The following is a 15,907-nucleotide window of genomic DNA, read 5'->3' as shown; positions in this document are numbered from 1 at the left end:
ATGAGCCAGCAGGGGCTGGACGCGTTCACCCACCTCGCCGCGCCGGTGCGACAGGCGCTGTCCGAGCGCGGCTTCGACCAGCCGACGGAGCCACAGCGAAAGGCGATTCCGCCGCTCGCCGAGGGGCGAAACGGACTCGTCGTCGCCCCGACCGGAACCGGCAAGACGGAGACGGCGATGTTGCCGGTGCTGTCTGCGATTGCCGAACGCGACGACGTGGACGGGTTACAGGCCCTGTACATCACGCCGCTGCGGGCGCTGAACCGCGACATGCGCGAGCGGCTCGACTGGTGGGGCGAGACGCTCGACATCGAGGTGGACGTGCGCCACGGCGACACGACGGATTACCAGCGGAGCAAGCAGGCCGACGACCCGCCGGACGTGCTCGTCACGACCCCGGAGACGCTACAGGCGATGTTCACGGGCAAGAAGCTCCGGGCAGCACTCGAAGCCGTGGCACACGTCGTGGTCGACGAGGTGCACGAACTCGCGGCCTCGAAGCGGGGCGCGCAGTTAGCAATCGGGCTGGAACACCTCCGCGAGTACGCCGGCGCGTTCCAGCGCATCGGGCTGTCGGCGACCGTCGGCGACCCCGAGGAGGTCGGTCGGTTCCTGACCGGCGACCGCGACTGTGCGGTCGTGGAGGTGGACGCCGGCAGCGAGTTCGACGTGCAGGTGACGAATCCCGAAGTGACGCCCGACGACGAGGTACTCGCCTCGGAGCTCGTCACCGACGCCGCGGTCGCCAGTCATGTGCGCACCATCGACGAGCTCGTGAGCGAGAACGACTCGACGCTCGTGTTCGTGAACACCCGGACGACGGCCGAGGGACTCGGCTCCCGGCTGAAGGAGTACGGCACCGATATCGCGGTCCACCACGGTTCGCTGTCGAAGGAGGCGCGCATCGACGTGGAAAATCGGCTCAAGGCCGGCGAGATTGACGCGCTGATGTGTACCTCCTCGATGGAGTTGGGTATCGACGTGGGGAGTATCGACCACGTCGTCCAGTATCAGAGTCCCCGCGAGGTGGCTCGACTGCTCCAGCGCGTCGGGCGGGCGGGCCACACCTCGGAGCAGGTGTCGCGCGGAACCGTCATCACGACCCGACCGGACGACACCTTCGAGGCGCTGGCCATCGCGAAGATGGCAGCAGAGGGCGTCGTCGAGGACGCCGTAATCCACCACGGGAGTCTCGACACGGTGGCAAACCAGATTGCCGGCGTCCTGATGGGCTTCGGTGAGATTTCCGCACGCGGCTGTTACGAGATTATCCGTCGCGCGTACCCCTACCGCGACCTCGACCGGGAGACGTTCAAAGAGGTCGTGCGCGAACTCGCCGACAACCACGTCCTGTGGCTGGAAGAGGAACACGACCGACTGGAGAAGTCCCGGGGGACGTGGGAGTACTTCTATCAGAACCTCTCGATGATTCCCGACGAGCAGAACTTCCGGGTCGTGGACATGGCGTCGGGCCGGACGGTCGGGACGCTCGCGGAGCGGTTCGTCGTCAACTTCGCCGCGCCCGGTGAGGTGTTCATCCAGGGCGGGGAGATGTGGCGCATCACCAACGTCGACGAGGACGACGAGAAGGTGCAGGTGACCCCCGTCGAGGACCCCGGCGGCGAGGTCCCCTCGTGGACTGGCCAGGAGATTCCCGTCCCGTACGACGTGGCCCAGCGGGTCGGCCAGATGCGCGGCGAGGCGAAATCCGCCCTCGATGCGGGCCAGTCGCCCGAGGCGGTCGCCCGCGGGATAGCCGAGGAGTATCCGACCGACGAACACACCGCGAGCGAGGCGCTGGACCCGATCGAGCGCCACGAGGCTCCGATGGCGACCGACGAGACCGTGTTAGTGGAGGCGTACGGGCGCGAGGTCGTGTTGAACGCGTGTCTCGGCCACAAGGCGAACGAGACGCTCGGCCGGTTGCTCTCGGCGCTCATCGGTCAACAGACCGGCTCGTCGGTCGGGCTGGAGACGGACCCCTACCGCATCGAACTGGAGGTTCCTTCGGGCGTCTATCTCGGCGACGTGGTGGACCTGCTGTTCGACACCGACCCCGGTCACGTCGAACCGCTCATCGAACTGTCGCTGAAGAACTCCGACTCGCTGAAGTACACGCTCGCACAGGTGGCCGCGAAGTTCGGCGCGCTCAAGGGGTGGAAAGGCGGCCGCGGCTTCGGTCGCGACCGGCTGCTCGACGCGCTCCGGGATACGCCGGTGTACGACGAGGCGTTGCGCGAGACGCTCCACGTCGAACTCGACGCCGACCGGGCGAGTGCGGTCCTCGAATCGGTGCGCCGGCGGGAGGTGACCGTCGAGACGGTCGGCGAGCGGACGCCAATCGGGTTGGGTGGCCACGCCTCCGGACAGGAACTCCTCTCGCCGGAGAACGCCGACGCGTCCATCATCGAGACGGTCAAGGAGCGCATCCAGAGCGACCGAATGTTGCTGTTTTGTCTCCACTGTCAGGAGTGGGAGACGAAACGGCAGGTCAAACGCATCGACGACCCGCCGACGTGTCCGAAGTGTGGCTCGACGCGCATCGCGGCGCTGAATCCGTGGGCCGACGAGGTAGTGACTGCCGTCAAGCGCGGTGAGAAAGACGAGGAGGAAGAGCGGATGACGGAGCGGGCGTTCAAAGCCGGCTCGCTCGTGCAGGGTCACGGGAAGGAGGCTGTCATCGCGCTCGCCGCGCGTGGGGTCGGACCGCGCAACGCGGCGCGGGTCATCAACAAGCTCCGCGACGACGAGGACGACTTCTACCGGGACATCCTCGCGAGAGAGCGCGAGTACGCCCGGACGAACGCGTTCTGGGACTGACCGACGAACATTTGAGCCAGTGTCACTCATAGACGGTATGGCACAAGAGGAACCCGAGGCGGGAGCGTCGGGACCCGCGAAGGTGAGTGCGTGGCCGCTGTTCGTCGCGCTCGGCCTTGCGGTGGGGGAGGTCGGCGTCGTGATGGCACTGTATCCGCTGGCAATCGGTGGACTCGTGCTCTTTGCCGGCAGCATCGCCGGCATCCTCACGGAGGCCGGCTACACGGAGCGCCCGTGGCGGACGCTGACCGCGCTGTCCGGCGTGTTCGTCGCCCTCGGCTTGGTCGTCGTCGTTACCCGGACGGGGACGAGCTTCGGAGCAATCGAGAGCGCGCTCGCCTCGACCGACACCATCGTCCTGCGTGGCTTCTCCATCGTCGGAGCCGGTATCGTCGCGCTGGCGGCCAGTATCGCCGGCGGTTCCGTGACTGACGCCGGTCCTGCGGCGTGAACCCGTAACCTCTTAGACGCACAGGAGCAAGCAACGGGTATGTCATCACGGACGTTCGACCGCGAGACGCTCCTCGATCTTATCGTCAACGCCATCCCGCTGGTGATGATGGCCTTCTTCGTCGGTGTCTTCGTGCTGTACAACCCGTTCGGAACCGACCTCGCCAACCAGGCGATTCAGCTCAGCATCGTCATCATCACCTTCGGTGCACTGCTCGTGTTAACGTACTTCTCGGGGCGTGCCATCTCGAAGGCCGAATCAGAGCTGGAAGAATCCCCCGAGGAGTTCGCGGAGCCGCAGGCTGCGGCCGCGGACCCGAGCGAGGCGACCACGCCGGACTACGACGAGGAGGAGTTCGGCGAGGTCACGTCCGACGAGCCACCTGAAGATGCGGCCGCCATCGCGGCCAAGGACGCCGACGACGAGTCGGCAGATGACGAGTAAGCCGCCCGCGTAGACACCTGGGAACACAACCTTTCTTATCGCCCGGTCCTCAGGGTATAGCATGGCAGGAGAGCAACTCGCGTTAACCGTTCTCATGGGAGTCTTCCTGGTGGGGGTCGTCACCCTCGTCTCCCGCATGGAGAACCTCCGCGCGTACACACCGCTTGTCAGCGGCGACGCTGGCTACGGCGACAGTACGGCCACGAGTCACAAGCCGTCCGGGCTGATTCGCTGGCTGACGACAGTCGACCACAAGGATATCGGGATTCTGTACGGCATCTACGCCACCATCGCGTTCGTGTGGGGCGGTCTCGCCGTCATGCTGATGCGCGTCGAGCTGACGACGCCGGCGCTCAACGTGCTCGGCGGCACAGGCACCTACAACGGTCTCCTCACGAGCCACGGCATCACGATGCTGTTCCTCTTCGGGACGCCCATCATCGCCGCGTTCTCGAACTACTTCATCCCGCTGTTGATTGGCGCGGACGACATGGCGTTCCCGCGCATCAACGGCATCGCGTTCTGGCTGCTGCCGCCGGCCGCGCTGCTCATCTGGGCTGGCTTCTTCCTCGACCCGCTGACGGGCGGGGCGGTCGGAGCCGCCGAGACCTCGTGGACGATGTACACGCCGCTGTCGGCAGAGCAGGCGAACCCCGGCGTCGACCTGATGCTGCTCGGGCTTCACCTCTCGGGGATTTCGGCGACAATGGGCGCGATTAACTTCATCGTCACAATCTTCACCGAGCGCTCGCCGGACGTGAACTGGGCGAACCTCGACATCTTCTCGTGGACCATCCTCACCCAGTCGGCGCTCATCCTCTTCGCGTTCCCGCTGCTGGGCAGCGCACTCATCATGCTCCTGCTCGACCGGAACTTCCAGACCGCCTTCTTCGCGGTCGACGGGGGGTCGCCAATCCTGTGGCAACACCTGTTCTGGTTCTTCGGTCACCCCGAGGTGTACATCCTCGTGCTACCGCCGATGGGGCTGGTGTCGTGGATTCTCCCGAAGTTCTCGGGTCGGAAGCTGTTCGGCTACAAGTTCGTCATCTACTCCACGCTCGCCATCGGTGTGCTCTCCTTCGGCGTGTGGGCCCACCACATGTTCTCTTCCGGTATCGATCCGCGCATCCGGGCGAGCTTCATGGCGGTGTCACTCGCGATTGCGATACCATCCGCGGTGAAGACGTTCAACTGGATTGCGACGATGTGGAACGGCAACATCCGGCTCACAGCGCCGATGCTGTTCTGTATCGGCTTCGTCGCGAACTTCGTCATCGGCGGAATCACCGGCGTCTTCCTCGCCGCGATTCCGATTGACCTGGTGCTCCACGACACCTACTACGTCGTGGGTCACTTCCACTGGATCGTCATGGGGATGATCGCCTTCGCCGGCTTCGGGGCCATCTACTACTGGTTCCCCATCGTCACCGGGAAGATGTACCAGAAGCGGCTCGCGAAGATGCACTTCTGGATCTCCGAGATCGGCGTCGCGGTGACGTTCTTCGCCATGCTGCTGCTCGGCTACCTCGGCATGCCGCGCCGCTACGCGACCTACGAGTTCAACGGCCTCATCGCGCCGCTCGCGCAGGTGACGACGCTCCACCAGGTCGCGACAATCGGTGCGTTCATCATCATGCTCGGACAGCTCATCTGGGTGTGGAACCTCACCCAGTCGTACCTCGAAGGGCCGGTCGTTGAGGACGAGGACCCGTGGAACCTCAAGGAGACGGGACAGTACTCCCGCGAGTTCGAGTGGTTCGGCGAGCAGCTCGACACGACCGACGAGGACACGCCCGCACTGGCCGCCGACGGCTCCGGCGAGCCGAGCGACGACTGACGTTCGTTTTTAATTCAAGCTCGTAAACACGAGCACGATTCCGGTGATGAACATCATCCCGGCGACTCCTGCGAGCACACCGAATAACGCTTCCTTCTCAGACATACGCTCCGTAGGTGGGTCGTGGACAAAAGGCTAATCTTCACCAGCCCCCGAGTACACCGTGTGTCCACGCGCGAATCACCGACGAACGGGCGGCGGCTCGTCCTCATCATCTACGTCTCCATCGTCCTGCTGACGGCCGTGGTCGGGTTCGTCATCGGCGCAATCGGTCCGCAGGGACTCGACCCAGAGCTGTACGGCGTCATCGACCTGCCGCCGACGCCGTTCGGCACTGCCTTCTACGGCGCGGCGACTATCGCCAGCATCCTCGGGGTCCTGCTGGTCGCGATTATCTACGTCTCCGACCGATACGACGACGCCGAGCCGGGCCAGCAGCCTTAGGCCAGCCCGATTTTCTCCGAGTACGTGCCGTACTGCTGTTCGAACGTCTCCATTATCTCCCCCATCGTCGCGTACACCTTCACCGCGTCGACGATGTACGGCATCACGTTCGCGTCGCCGTTGATAGCCTCGGCGAGGTCGTCGAGACACTGCCGGACGGCGTCGTCGTTGCGCTCGCGCTTGACACGCTCCAGTCGCTCGATTTGCGTCTCCTGGACCCCCTCGTCGACGTGGAGGATGTCGATGTCGGGGTCGTCGTCGGTGACGTAGTCGTTGACGCCGACGACGGTCTCTTCGCCCGCGTCGACGCGCTTTTGATACTCGTAGCTGGCTTCCTGGATCTCGCGGTGGAAGTAGCCGTTGTCGATGCCCTCGAGCACGCCGTCGCGGACGGAGCCGTCACCCAGCTCGCGGATTTCTTCGAGATACTCCATGATTTCGGCTTCCAGCTCGTCGGTGAGCGATTCGACGGCGAAGCTCCCACCGAGGGGGTCGACCGTGTCGCCGACGCCGGACTCCTCTGCCAGAATCTGTTGGGTCCGGAGCGCGACGCGGACGGCCCGCTCGCTCGGGAGCGCGAGCGCCTCGTCGTAGCTGTTGGTGTGAAGCGACTGGGTGCCGCCGAGGACGGCCGCCATCGCCTGCACCGTCGTGCGGACGATGTTGTTGAGCGGCTGTTGGGCGGTGAGCGACTGCCCGGCGGTCTGGGTGTGGAACTTCAGCCGCTTCGACTCCGGCGCGTCGGCGTCGTACCACTCGTCCATGATGCGCGCGTAGATGCGGCGCGACGCGCGGAACTTCGCGACCTCCTCGAACATGGAGTTGTGGGAGTTGAAAAAGAAGGAGAGCAGCGGGCCGACCTCGTCCACGTCAAGCCCGCGGTCGAGTGCGTCCTCGACGTAGGCGAAGCCGTCCGCCAGCGTGAACGCGGCCTCCTGTGCGGCCGTCGAGCCGGCCTCGCGGATGTGGTAGCCCGACACCGAGACGGGGTGGAACTTCGGCGTCTCCGTGACCGCGTACTCGACGGTGTCGGTCACCACGTCGAGTGAGGGTTCGGGCGGAATTACCCACTCTTTCTGGGCCATGAACTCTTTGAGCATGTCGTTCTGGAGGGTGCCACGAATCTGGTTGCGGGCGACGCCCTGCTGGTCTGCGAGCGCGATGTACATCGCGTAGACGACCGCCGCACTCGGGTTGATAGTGAAGGAGGTGGAGACCTCGCCGATGTCGATGCCGTCGAACAGTATCTCCATGTCGGCGAGCGTGTCGACGGCGACACCCTCCTTGCCGACCTCGCCGTCCGCCATCGGGTGGTCGGAATCCAGCCCCATCAGCGACGGCATGTCGAAGGCGACCGACAGGCCGGTCTGGCCCTCGTCGATGAGATAGTGGAACCGCTCGTTGGTCTCCTCGGCGGTGCCGAAGCCGGCGAACTGCCGCATCGTCCACGTCCGGCCGCGGTACATCGTCGGATACGCGCCCCGCGTGTACGGCTCCTCGCCGGGGAAACCGAGGTCCTCGTCGTAGTCGATATCGGCGACGTCCTCGGGCGTGTACAGCCGGTCGATTTCGTGGTTCGACACCGTCGCGAACCGGTCTTGCCGCTCGCCGTACTCCAGATAGTCGGCGAGCGTCTCGTCTTCCCACGACTCGCGGCCGTCACGAATCTCCGCGAGGTCGTCATCGTCGAACATACCACCGGCTACGCGAACTGCAGTAAAGAATCTTTAGCAATCTTTGCCGGAATCGTCCGGGCTAGTTCTCTTTTTCCTCCTCGTCCTCGTCGTCGCGCTCGTCGATTCGCTCGTTGACCTCCTCCAGTTGGGCGATGATGGAGTCCAGTTCCGAGGTCAGCGTCGCCTGGACGTTCTCGGTCACCTTCTGGGTCACCGTCTCCTCGACGTTTTCGGTCACTTCCTCCGTGACCGTCTCCTCGACGTTCTTCGAAACCTCCTCTGCCATGTTTTCGGTCACCTCCTCCGTGACGGTCTCCTCGACGCTCTCGCTGACGGTCTCTTCGACGTTTTTCGACACCTCTTCGGCAACCGTCTTCTCGACGTTCTTCGAAACCTCCTCCGTCACGCTCTCGGATACTTCCTCCGTAACGGTCTCCTCGACGTTCTTCGAGACCTCCTCCGTCACGCTTTCCGACACTTCCTCTGCGACGCTCTCTTCGAGGTTCTCGGTCACCTCCTTGGTCATCCAGTCGGGGTCGAACCGGGCCATCTTCCAGCCGACGTGGACGACGTACGAGACGAGCGCGCCGAGTCCGAAGGCGATACCTGCGGCTCTGCTTCCGGTCGCAATGAGCACGATAGCGGCGAACAAAAGCAGCCCGTACGCGAGGTCGGTGAGGAAATCTATCTGGTTCGAATTCATCTGTCACCTACTGTAAGCGTGTGAGACATACAGAGGGGTACACTCCGAAGGCGAATAACTCGCACGACACTCAGTTCTCGTCCATGAGCCGGTGGGTGGTCTCGACCAGCGGGTGGTGGCCGTAGTCGACCTCGGTGATGTCCTCGACCGACTCCAACCCCTCCTTGCGCGCGGTCTCTGCCATCCCCAACTCGACGCGCTGGTCGAGGACGATGACGTACGCGTCCATCTCCTCGATGCCGAGCCGGTGGGCGGCCTTCACTCGGTGGTGCCCGTCGGCGAGCAGCAGTTGCCCGCGGTTGTCGATGACGACGAGCGGTTCGGCGAGCCCGTTCTCCAGCTCGTAGCTGCGTCCCTGTAGCTCGTCGGTGTACACCTTGCTCTGTGTGGGCGTCAACTCGGCGAGGCTGACCGTCCGGCGTTCCTCCGTCGTCTCGACGCCGTGGATGTTGGTCAGCGTCGCCATTAGCTTCCGAACCTTGCTCGGGGTCGCTCGCTCGATCTGTGACCGGACGACGTCCGAGTTCGAGATGATGCCGACGAGGTTGCCGGCATCGTCAACCACCGGGAGCCGCTGGATGCCGGACCGGAGGATGACGCGGCCGGCGTCGTGTATCTTCATCTCCGGGTGCGCGACGACGAGGTCATCGGTCATCACGGTGAATATCGGCGCGACCTCGTCTGCGAGCAGCAGGTCACGCGCCGTGATGAACCCCTCCACCTGTCTCCCGTTCGTCACCGGGAAGCCGGAGTGTGTCTCGTCGCTCTCGGCGATGCGCTTTGCGACGTTCGAAACGGTGTCGTCGGGACTCACCGTAGCGACGTCGCGTGTCATGTAGTCTCTGACTCTCGGCTTCTCGTCGAGCGCACCCTCTTCCATTGTACCGTACGTCGCCAGCAGCGGGCAAAAGCGTGGCTGTCACGCCGCGTCGTCGTTGTCGTCGTGGTCGGGGAGCGCCTCCGCCAACCCGAGGTGGGTGTCCTTGGCGTAGACGGCCGCTGGCGCTGTGTTCGTGCCGACGCCGACCGTCTCGAAGAACCGCTCGGAGATGACGTCTCGAATCGCCGTATCCGTCTCGTCTTCGGCACCGAGCCCACCGACCGGTATCTGTGCGCCGGCCATGTCGGCGTGGCCGCCCGCAGAGCCGATCTGGTCGAACGCCTCGCGGAGCGCCTCCCCTAAATCGAGTTCGGAGCCGCGAGCGCGGGCGGACGCGAAGACGGTGTCGTCGATAGTGCCGAAGACGAGGGTAGTCGACACGCCGTCCATCGTGAGGAGCTGGTCTGCCGCCTGCGCGAGGGCGTCGCGGTCGGAGATTGCACCGACGTACGAGGCCAAGACGCCGTCGCGCACGTCCCGGTTCGAGATGGCGCTGGCGAGAATCTCGACCGTCTCGACGCTCACGCTCGGCGACTCGATGCGTTCGAGCTTCGCCGCGTCGACGAAGGAGACGAGATACGCGGCCGCGTCGAAGTCTTCTTCGGCCACCTCACGCGAGAAATCGTCCGTGTCGACCTGGATGCCAAACAGGAGTGCGGTCGCGAGCTCCGGCGTCGGGTCGATACCGAGCCTGCGGAGATAATCCGCAAACAGCGTGGAGGTGGAGCCGACGTTCGACCGGAGGTCGACGAACGACGCCTCGACGGGCGCGCGCGGCGGGTGGTGGTCGACGACTATGTCGATGTCGGTCTCCGGCGGAAGCTGGTCGTTGATGCCCGGCCGCGAGTGGTCGACGAGCGCGACCGAGCCGAACTCGGGAAGCGCCTCGTCGCTGGAGAACGTCTGCAGCTCCAAATCGAGGAGGTTCACGAGCGCGCGGTTCTCCTGGTGGCTGATATCCCCGAAGTAACACGCCTCGGCCTCGAGACCGGCACGCTCTGCGATGCGCACGAGCGCGAGCGCACTCGCGATGGCGTCCGGGTCGGGATTGTCGTGTGCGAACACCGCAAGCGGCGGCTCGGCGGTGCGCAACACGCGCATGAGCCGCCGGGTCTGTAGCCCGTCGTCGCCGACCCGGTCGAGCATGAACGACGAGAGCGCGTCTGCGGGGTCGTGTACGTCGTCGGCGAGCCGGTGGAGCCGCTCGCGTTGTGCGTCGGTCGGCTCCTGGCCGGTGAACGCGAACAGTCGGGCTTCCGGGAACGCGTCGGCAGCGAAGGCCGCAATCGTGCAGTTTTGTGCCGGGTCGTCGCTCCCGACGACGACCGTATCCGGCTCGAAGGAGACCGCCGCGACAGTCGCCGGGTCCGCCGGGTCGCCGAGCGTCGCAGCGATACCGTCCGCCCGGAGCGTCTCGACCCGGTGTTCGTCCTCTGTTACGACGTGTGTGCGGCTACTCTCGGCGACGGCGAGCTGTCTGCCGACCGACCCGCAGCCCAAGACGAGTCGGGATGCCATACTACGAGGTGGAGAGCGAGGGGGTAAAATCCACTGTTCGGGTTAGCCGAACAGCACAGCGGCGGCGTCGAAGGCCACGTTGTCGAACAGAACGAGCCCGGGGAGCAGTCCCACGGTCACGACCGCGGCGACGATGACGGCACCGTACAGCGCCGACGGGTACGACTCGATGACGTGTGGCTCGTCCGGCTCGTCGATCCACAGCGCCTTCACGACGCGGCTGTAGTAGAACAGCGACAGTGCGCTGTTGACGGCACCGACGAGCGCGAGCCACCACAGCCCGCCGCTGACCGCGCCGGCAAAGAGGTAGTACTTCGAGAGGAAGCCCGCCCCGACCGGCAGCCCGGCCAGCGAGAACATGAACACGGTCATGGCGACGCTGACGAACGGTGCCTGCTCCGCCAGGCCACGGTAATCCTGGAAGGTGCGCCCCACGTCCCAGTGCTCCGCGAGCGCGACGAACAGGAACGCGCCGGTGTTCATGAAGCCGTAGACGAGCAGGTGAATCATCCCCGCGCCGAGGATGAGACTCTGGTCGCCCGTGCCGGTGAGTGCTGCGAGCGCAATGAGCACGTAGCCGGCGTGGCCGATGGAGGAGTACGCCAACATCCGCTTGACGTTCTCCTGTGTCGCGGCCGCGAAGTTACCGAGCGTCATGGTGGCGACGGCGAGTATCGTCACGACGACCGTCCAGTCGAGCGCGTTCTGCACGCCGGAGCTGGCAATCGGGAACGCGACGACGAGCACGCGGAAGGCGAGCGCGAAGCCGGCCGCCTTCGACGCCGAGGAGATGAACGCCGAGACCGGTGCGGGTGCACCCTCGTACGCCTCCGGAGCCCAGAAGTGGAACGGCACGCTCGCGGTCTTGTACGCGAAGCCGCCGATAATCATCAGGAGACCGACTCCGAGCACGCCCGGCAGCTCGGTTCCCTGCGTGAGTTCTTCGGCGATACCATCGAGCATCAGCGTCCCGGTCGCCGCATAGACCAGCGAGATACCGAACGCGAACACGGCAGACGAGAGCGCACCGATGAGGAAGTACTTGAGTCCGGCCTCGACGCTGCCCTTGTTCTGTTTCATGAACGCGACGAGCGCGTACGAGGGCAGCGAGGCGAGCTCAAGCGCGATGAACGCGACCGCGAGCGAGCCGGCGGCGGCCATCACAGCCATCCCGGTCACGGCGAGCATGATGAGCGTGTAGTACTCCGCCTGATACGCGTGGCTGTCGAGGTAGTCGTGGCTGCCGAGCACGACGACGGCCGTCACGCTGGTGACGATGACCTGGAAGAACAGCGCCATCTGGTCGACGACGAGCTGGCCACCGTACAGCGAAATCGGCTCCACGCCGACGCCAGTGAGCAGATAGACGAGCGAGACGCCCATGGCGGCGAGCGCGCCGACGAAGGCCACGCCAGAGAGCAGTCGCGGGCGGTTCGACTCGGGGTCGATACTGTCCACGAGGAACAGGGCGAGCGCCGTCGCCACGAGAACGAGGACGGGCGCGGTCGCCGCCCATGCCGGCTCGACCATCAGAGCCCACCTCCGAAGCTCGCGGCAGTGGTTTCGAGAATCGGTTCAGTTGCGTCGAGCACGCGCTCGAACGCGAGGTCGTACGGGAACGTCCCGAGGGCGATGATGAACACGATGAGCACGAGGAGTGGAACCACGTCGTGGAGCGATGCGGTCGTGACTTCGTAGTCGGTCTCCGAGCGGAACGGACCGAACAGCGTCCGCTGCATCGACCACAGCAGGTAGCCGGCCACGATGACGATACCGAACATCGCGAGCGCGGTCAGCAGGGCGGAGTAGGCGAAGTGGGCGTCGAAGCTCCCGACGAAGACGAAGAACTCCGCCGCGAAGCCGGCCATCAGCGGCAGCCCCATGTACGCGAACGCGCCGGCGACGAACGCGCCGGCCGTCACGGGCATCTTGTCCGCGAGCCCGGACATGTCACCGACCATGCGCGTATGCGTGGTGTTGTAGATGACGCCGACACAGGCGAACAGCAGCCCGGAGATGAGTCCGTGGCTCACCATCTGGAACGTCGCGCCGCCGGTCCCGTACATCGTGTAGGCGACGAGACCCAGCGTGACGTACCCCATCGACGACACGGACGAGTACGCGACGATGCGCTTCAGGTCCGACTGGGCCAGCGCCAACATCGCACCGTACAGAATCGACACGACGCCGAGCACCGCAATCGGAACCGCGAGGTCGCGCGCGATGCTCGGGAGCATCGTGAAGTTGAATCGCAACAGTGCGTACGTCCCCATCTTCAGGAGGACGCCCGCCAGCATCACCGACGCCGGTGTCGGTGCCTCGACGTGGGCGTCCGGCAGCCACGTGTGGAACGGCACGATTGGCACCTTCACCGCGAATCCGATGAACATCGCCACGAAGGCGAGCAGCGCGAGTCGGTCGGCACCGAACGCGCCGAGGGAACCGAGCGCGCCGTCCGTGCGCAGCGCCTGCGCAATTTCGGGCAGCGCGAGCGAGGAGATGGAGTCACCCAGCCCGAACACCAGCCCGAAGAAGCCGACGAACATCACAATCGAGGCGATGTTCGTGTAGACGAAGAACTTGATTGCGGCGTACTTCCGGCGTGCACCGCCCCAGATACCGATGAGGAAGTACATCGGGACGAGCACGGCCTCCCAGAAGACGAACCAGATGAGGAAATCGAGCGCGCCGAAGACGCCGACGAGCGACGCCTCCATGAACAGCATGAGCCCGTAAAACTGACTCTGGCGCATGTTGATTGGCGTCCACGACGCGAGAATCGCAAGCGTCGTGAGCAGCGTGGCGAGCACGACCAGCGGCATCGAGATACCGTCGAGCCCCATGAACCACGACACCTCGTAGCTCCCGAGGGTGAGCCACTGATACTGGCTCTCGAAGGCGATGTCCCCACCCAGCAAGGCGTTGCCCGTCCCGTCGAACGTGAGGTACATGTACAGCGAGAGGGCAAGCGGCACCAGCGAGATGCCGAAGGCGGCCTTCGGTGCGTACTCGTCGGGGAGGACGAACACCGCGAACGCGCCGAGCAGACACAGCGCGATGAGCAGTTCGATCATCATGCGAACCACCCCTGCATGACGCCGAAGGCGACAAGCAGCAGCGTCAGCCCCAGCGTCAACAGCGCCGCGTAGTTCGTTACGATACCCGTCTGGAGCCGGCGGAGCCGGTCACCGCTGAAGAGGCTCAGATTGGAGACGAAGTTGACGACGCCGTCGATGACGCCCCGGTCGAACCGGTCGGCGACGCGTGCGACGCGCACCGTCAACCCCTCCGCGAGCCAGACCTGATACTCGTCTTGGTAGTAGTTGTTGAATAGCACTGTCTTGAGAGAGCCGAGTTTGTCCGTGTGTTCGACCGGGTCGGGACCGCGGTACAGCGCGAGCGCCACCGCGGAGCCGGCGAGTGCGACGGTCAGCGAGATGCCGGCGGAGGCGAACAGCGTTCCGACCTCGCCGAGCCCGAACAGCTCACCAGCGCTGTAGCCGGCGAACTCTGCGTTCGTGATGAGCTCGTGGTAGTGCTCGCCGTTGAGCCCCTCCGGCCCGTAGTAGAGCCAGTCGTGGAGAATCTCCGGCACCGCGCTCACGACGGCGTGGACCGGCACGAGGTTGATGACGCCGACGACGGCCGCGAGCACGCCGAGGATGCCGAGTGGCACCTTGACGTTCCAGCGGACCGGTTCGGGGTCTTCTGCGGTCTCGGACCGCGGCTCACCGTGGAAGGTGAGAAGCACCATCCGGAAGGTGTAGAAGCCGGTGAAGAACACCGCAATGATACCCATCGCGTACGCGGCCAGCAGAATCGGCGAGCCGCCGAGCCCGTGGACCAGCGTCTCGTACAGCACTTCGTCTTTCGACCAGAAGCCGGAGAACGGGACGATGCCCGCGAGCGCGAGCGACCCGGAGAGGAACGCGTAGTAGGTGACGGGCATCTTCTCTTTCAGCCCACCCATGTCCCACATGTTCTCGTTGTGGTGCATCGCGATGATGACCGACCCCGCACCGAGGAACAGGAGCGCCTTGAAGAAGGCGTGGGTGGTGAGATGGAAGACCCCGGCCACGTAGCCGCCGCCGCCCAGCGCGAGCATGATGTAGCCGTACTGGGAGATGGTCGAGTACGCGAGCACCTGCTTGATTTCCTTCTTGACGACGCCCATCGTCGCGGCGAACAGCGCAGTGAAGCCGCCGACCAGCGCGATAATCGCGAGGGCAGTCGGGGACAGCGCGTAGAAGCCGTACATCCGGGCGACGAGGTACACGCCCGCGGCGACCATCGTCGCGGCGTGAATCAGCGCGGAGACGGGCGTCGGACCTTCCATCGCGTCCGGCAGCCAGGTGTGGAAGGGGAACTGCGCCGACTTCCCCATCACGCCGCCGAGGACGAGCAAGCCGAGAATCGTGAACCAGGTCTGCGGCTCGAAGCCGAACGTGTTGACGCTCGCCTCGCCGTTGAGCACCTGCTCTGCGATGTGTGCGAAGGAGTCTTCCACGCCGGGACCGCCGAACATGCTCGTGCCGAACGTCGCGAAGATGGCGACGACGCCGATGAGGAAGAAGTAGTCACCGAAGCGGGTGACGAGGAACGCCTTCTTCGCCGCCGACGGCGGGCCGGCCTCGCGGAACCAGAAGCCGATGAGGAGATACGAGCAGAGCCCGACCAGCTCGAAGAACATGAACGCCATCAGGAGATTGTCCGCGAAGACGAATCCGAGCATGCTCGCCGTGAACAAGCCGAGTTCGGCGTAGTACCGCGGGAGTCCCGTCTGGCCGTCGTCGTTCATGTAGCCGAGCGAGAACATGTGGACGAGGAAGGCGATGGTCGAGACGATGACCAACATCAGCGTCGAGAGCTGGTCGAGCAGAATACCGAAGGTTAGCTCGAACCCGACCATCTCGCCGCCGACCCACGTGTACAGCGTGTGCTGGTAGGCCCCGCCCGTGTGGACGGCGAAGAGTGCCCACAGCGAGAACAGCAGCGAGCCACCCGTCGCGACCATCCCGGCGACCGCTCCCTTCTTCGGGAGGTACTTGCCGGCGAACAGTGCGACGAGGAACGATACGAACGGGAGCACCGCGATAGCGGGTGCAAACTCGAATGCGAGTGATTCTGCCATACT

At 65.0% G+C, this 15,907-nt stretch carries 12 protein-coding genes; 5 read left to right on the top strand and 7 right to left on the bottom strand.

Annotated elements, in window-relative coordinates:
* The 5 genes from DM818_RS09935 (at nucleotide 1) to DM818_RS09915 (ending at nucleotide 5,996) form a co-directional block, all read left to right on the top strand.
* The gene (locus tag DM818_RS09935; RefSeq protein ID WP_123124279.1) at nucleotides 1-2,820 is read left to right on the top strand and encodes a DEAD/DEAH box helicase; all 2,820 of its coding nucleotides are present in this window, start codon (nucleotides 1-3) and stop codon (nucleotides 2,818-2,820) included.
* 37 nt (nucleotides 2,821-2,857) lie between these two features.
* Nucleotides 2,858-3,271: a DUF7541 family protein gene (locus tag DM818_RS15185; RefSeq protein WP_233571962.1), complete on the top strand. Its 414-nt coding sequence runs from the start codon at nucleotides 2,858-2,860 to the stop codon at nucleotides 3,269-3,271.
* Nucleotides 3,272-3,310: 39 nt separating this feature from the next.
* Nucleotides 3,311-3,715, top strand: a complete 405-nt coding sequence (locus DM818_RS09925) for a DUF6684 family protein (protein WP_123124280.1) — start codon at nucleotides 3,311-3,313, stop codon at nucleotides 3,713-3,715.
* Between the two features lie 61 nt (nucleotides 3,716-3,776).
* Nucleotides 3,777-5,552 (top strand): cbb3-type cytochrome c oxidase subunit I, encoded by a 1,776-nt coding sequence (locus DM818_RS09920; protein WP_075936918.1) that lies wholly within the window; start codon nucleotides 3,777-3,779, stop codon nucleotides 5,550-5,552.
* 165 nt (nucleotides 5,553-5,717) lie between these two features.
* Nucleotides 5,718-5,996, top strand: coding sequence for a DUF7520 family protein (locus tag DM818_RS09915; RefSeq protein WP_075936919.1), 279 nt, complete (start codon nucleotides 5,718-5,720; stop codon nucleotides 5,994-5,996).
* On the opposite strand, the gene DM818_RS09910 is transcribed toward DM818_RS09915, so the two are convergent.
* From DM818_RS09910 to nuoL, 7 genes are all read right to left on the bottom strand, one after another.
* Nucleotides 5,993-7,690, bottom strand: coding sequence for an acyl-CoA mutase large subunit family protein (locus DM818_RS09910; protein ID WP_123124281.1), 1,698 nt, complete (start codon nucleotides 7,688-7,690; stop codon nucleotides 5,993-5,995). The genes DM818_RS09915 and DM818_RS09910 overlap by 4 nt on opposite strands.
* Nucleotides 7,691-7,751: 61 nt before the next feature.
* Nucleotides 7,752-8,375 (bottom strand): O-antigen ligase family protein, encoded by a 624-nt coding sequence (locus DM818_RS09905; RefSeq protein WP_075936921.1) that lies wholly within the window; start codon nucleotides 8,373-8,375, stop codon nucleotides 7,752-7,754.
* Nucleotides 8,376-8,445: 70 nt separating this feature from the next.
* Nucleotides 8,446-9,255: a CBS pair associated ParBc domain-containing protein gene (locus tag DM818_RS09900; protein ID WP_075936922.1), complete on the bottom strand. Its 810-nt coding sequence runs from the start codon at nucleotides 9,253-9,255 to the stop codon at nucleotides 8,446-8,448.
* Between the two features lie 39 nt (nucleotides 9,256-9,294).
* Complete coding sequence (locus DM818_RS09895; RefSeq protein ID WP_075936923.1) at nucleotides 9,295-10,773, bottom strand: DHH family phosphoesterase; 1,479 nt, start codon at nucleotides 10,771-10,773, stop codon at nucleotides 9,295-9,297.
* Nucleotides 10,774-10,815: 42 nt separating this feature from the next.
* Complete coding sequence (locus tag DM818_RS09890; RefSeq protein WP_075936924.1) at nucleotides 10,816-12,303, bottom strand: NADH-quinone oxidoreductase subunit N; 1,488 nt, start codon at nucleotides 12,301-12,303, stop codon at nucleotides 10,816-10,818.
* Entirely contained in the window at nucleotides 12,303-13,850 is a 1,548-nt protein-coding gene (locus tag DM818_RS09885; RefSeq protein ID WP_075936925.1) for a complex I subunit 4 family protein, read from the bottom strand. Before DM818_RS09885 ends, DM818_RS09890 begins: the two co-directional genes overlap by 1 nt.
* Complete coding sequence (gene nuoL, locus DM818_RS09880; protein WP_075936926.1) at nucleotides 13,847-15,904, bottom strand: NADH-quinone oxidoreductase subunit L; 2,058 nt, start codon at nucleotides 15,902-15,904, stop codon at nucleotides 13,847-13,849. Before nuoL ends, DM818_RS09885 begins: the two co-directional genes overlap by 4 nt.
* Between the last annotated feature and the right edge of the window lie 3 nt (nucleotides 15,905-15,907).

Source organism: Halosegnis longus, assembly GCF_009663395.1.
Classification (GTDB): Archaea; Halobacteriota; Halobacteria; order Halobacteriales; family Haloarculaceae; genus Halosegnis; species Halosegnis longus.
This window is presented reverse-complemented; position numbering and strand designations above follow the sequence as displayed.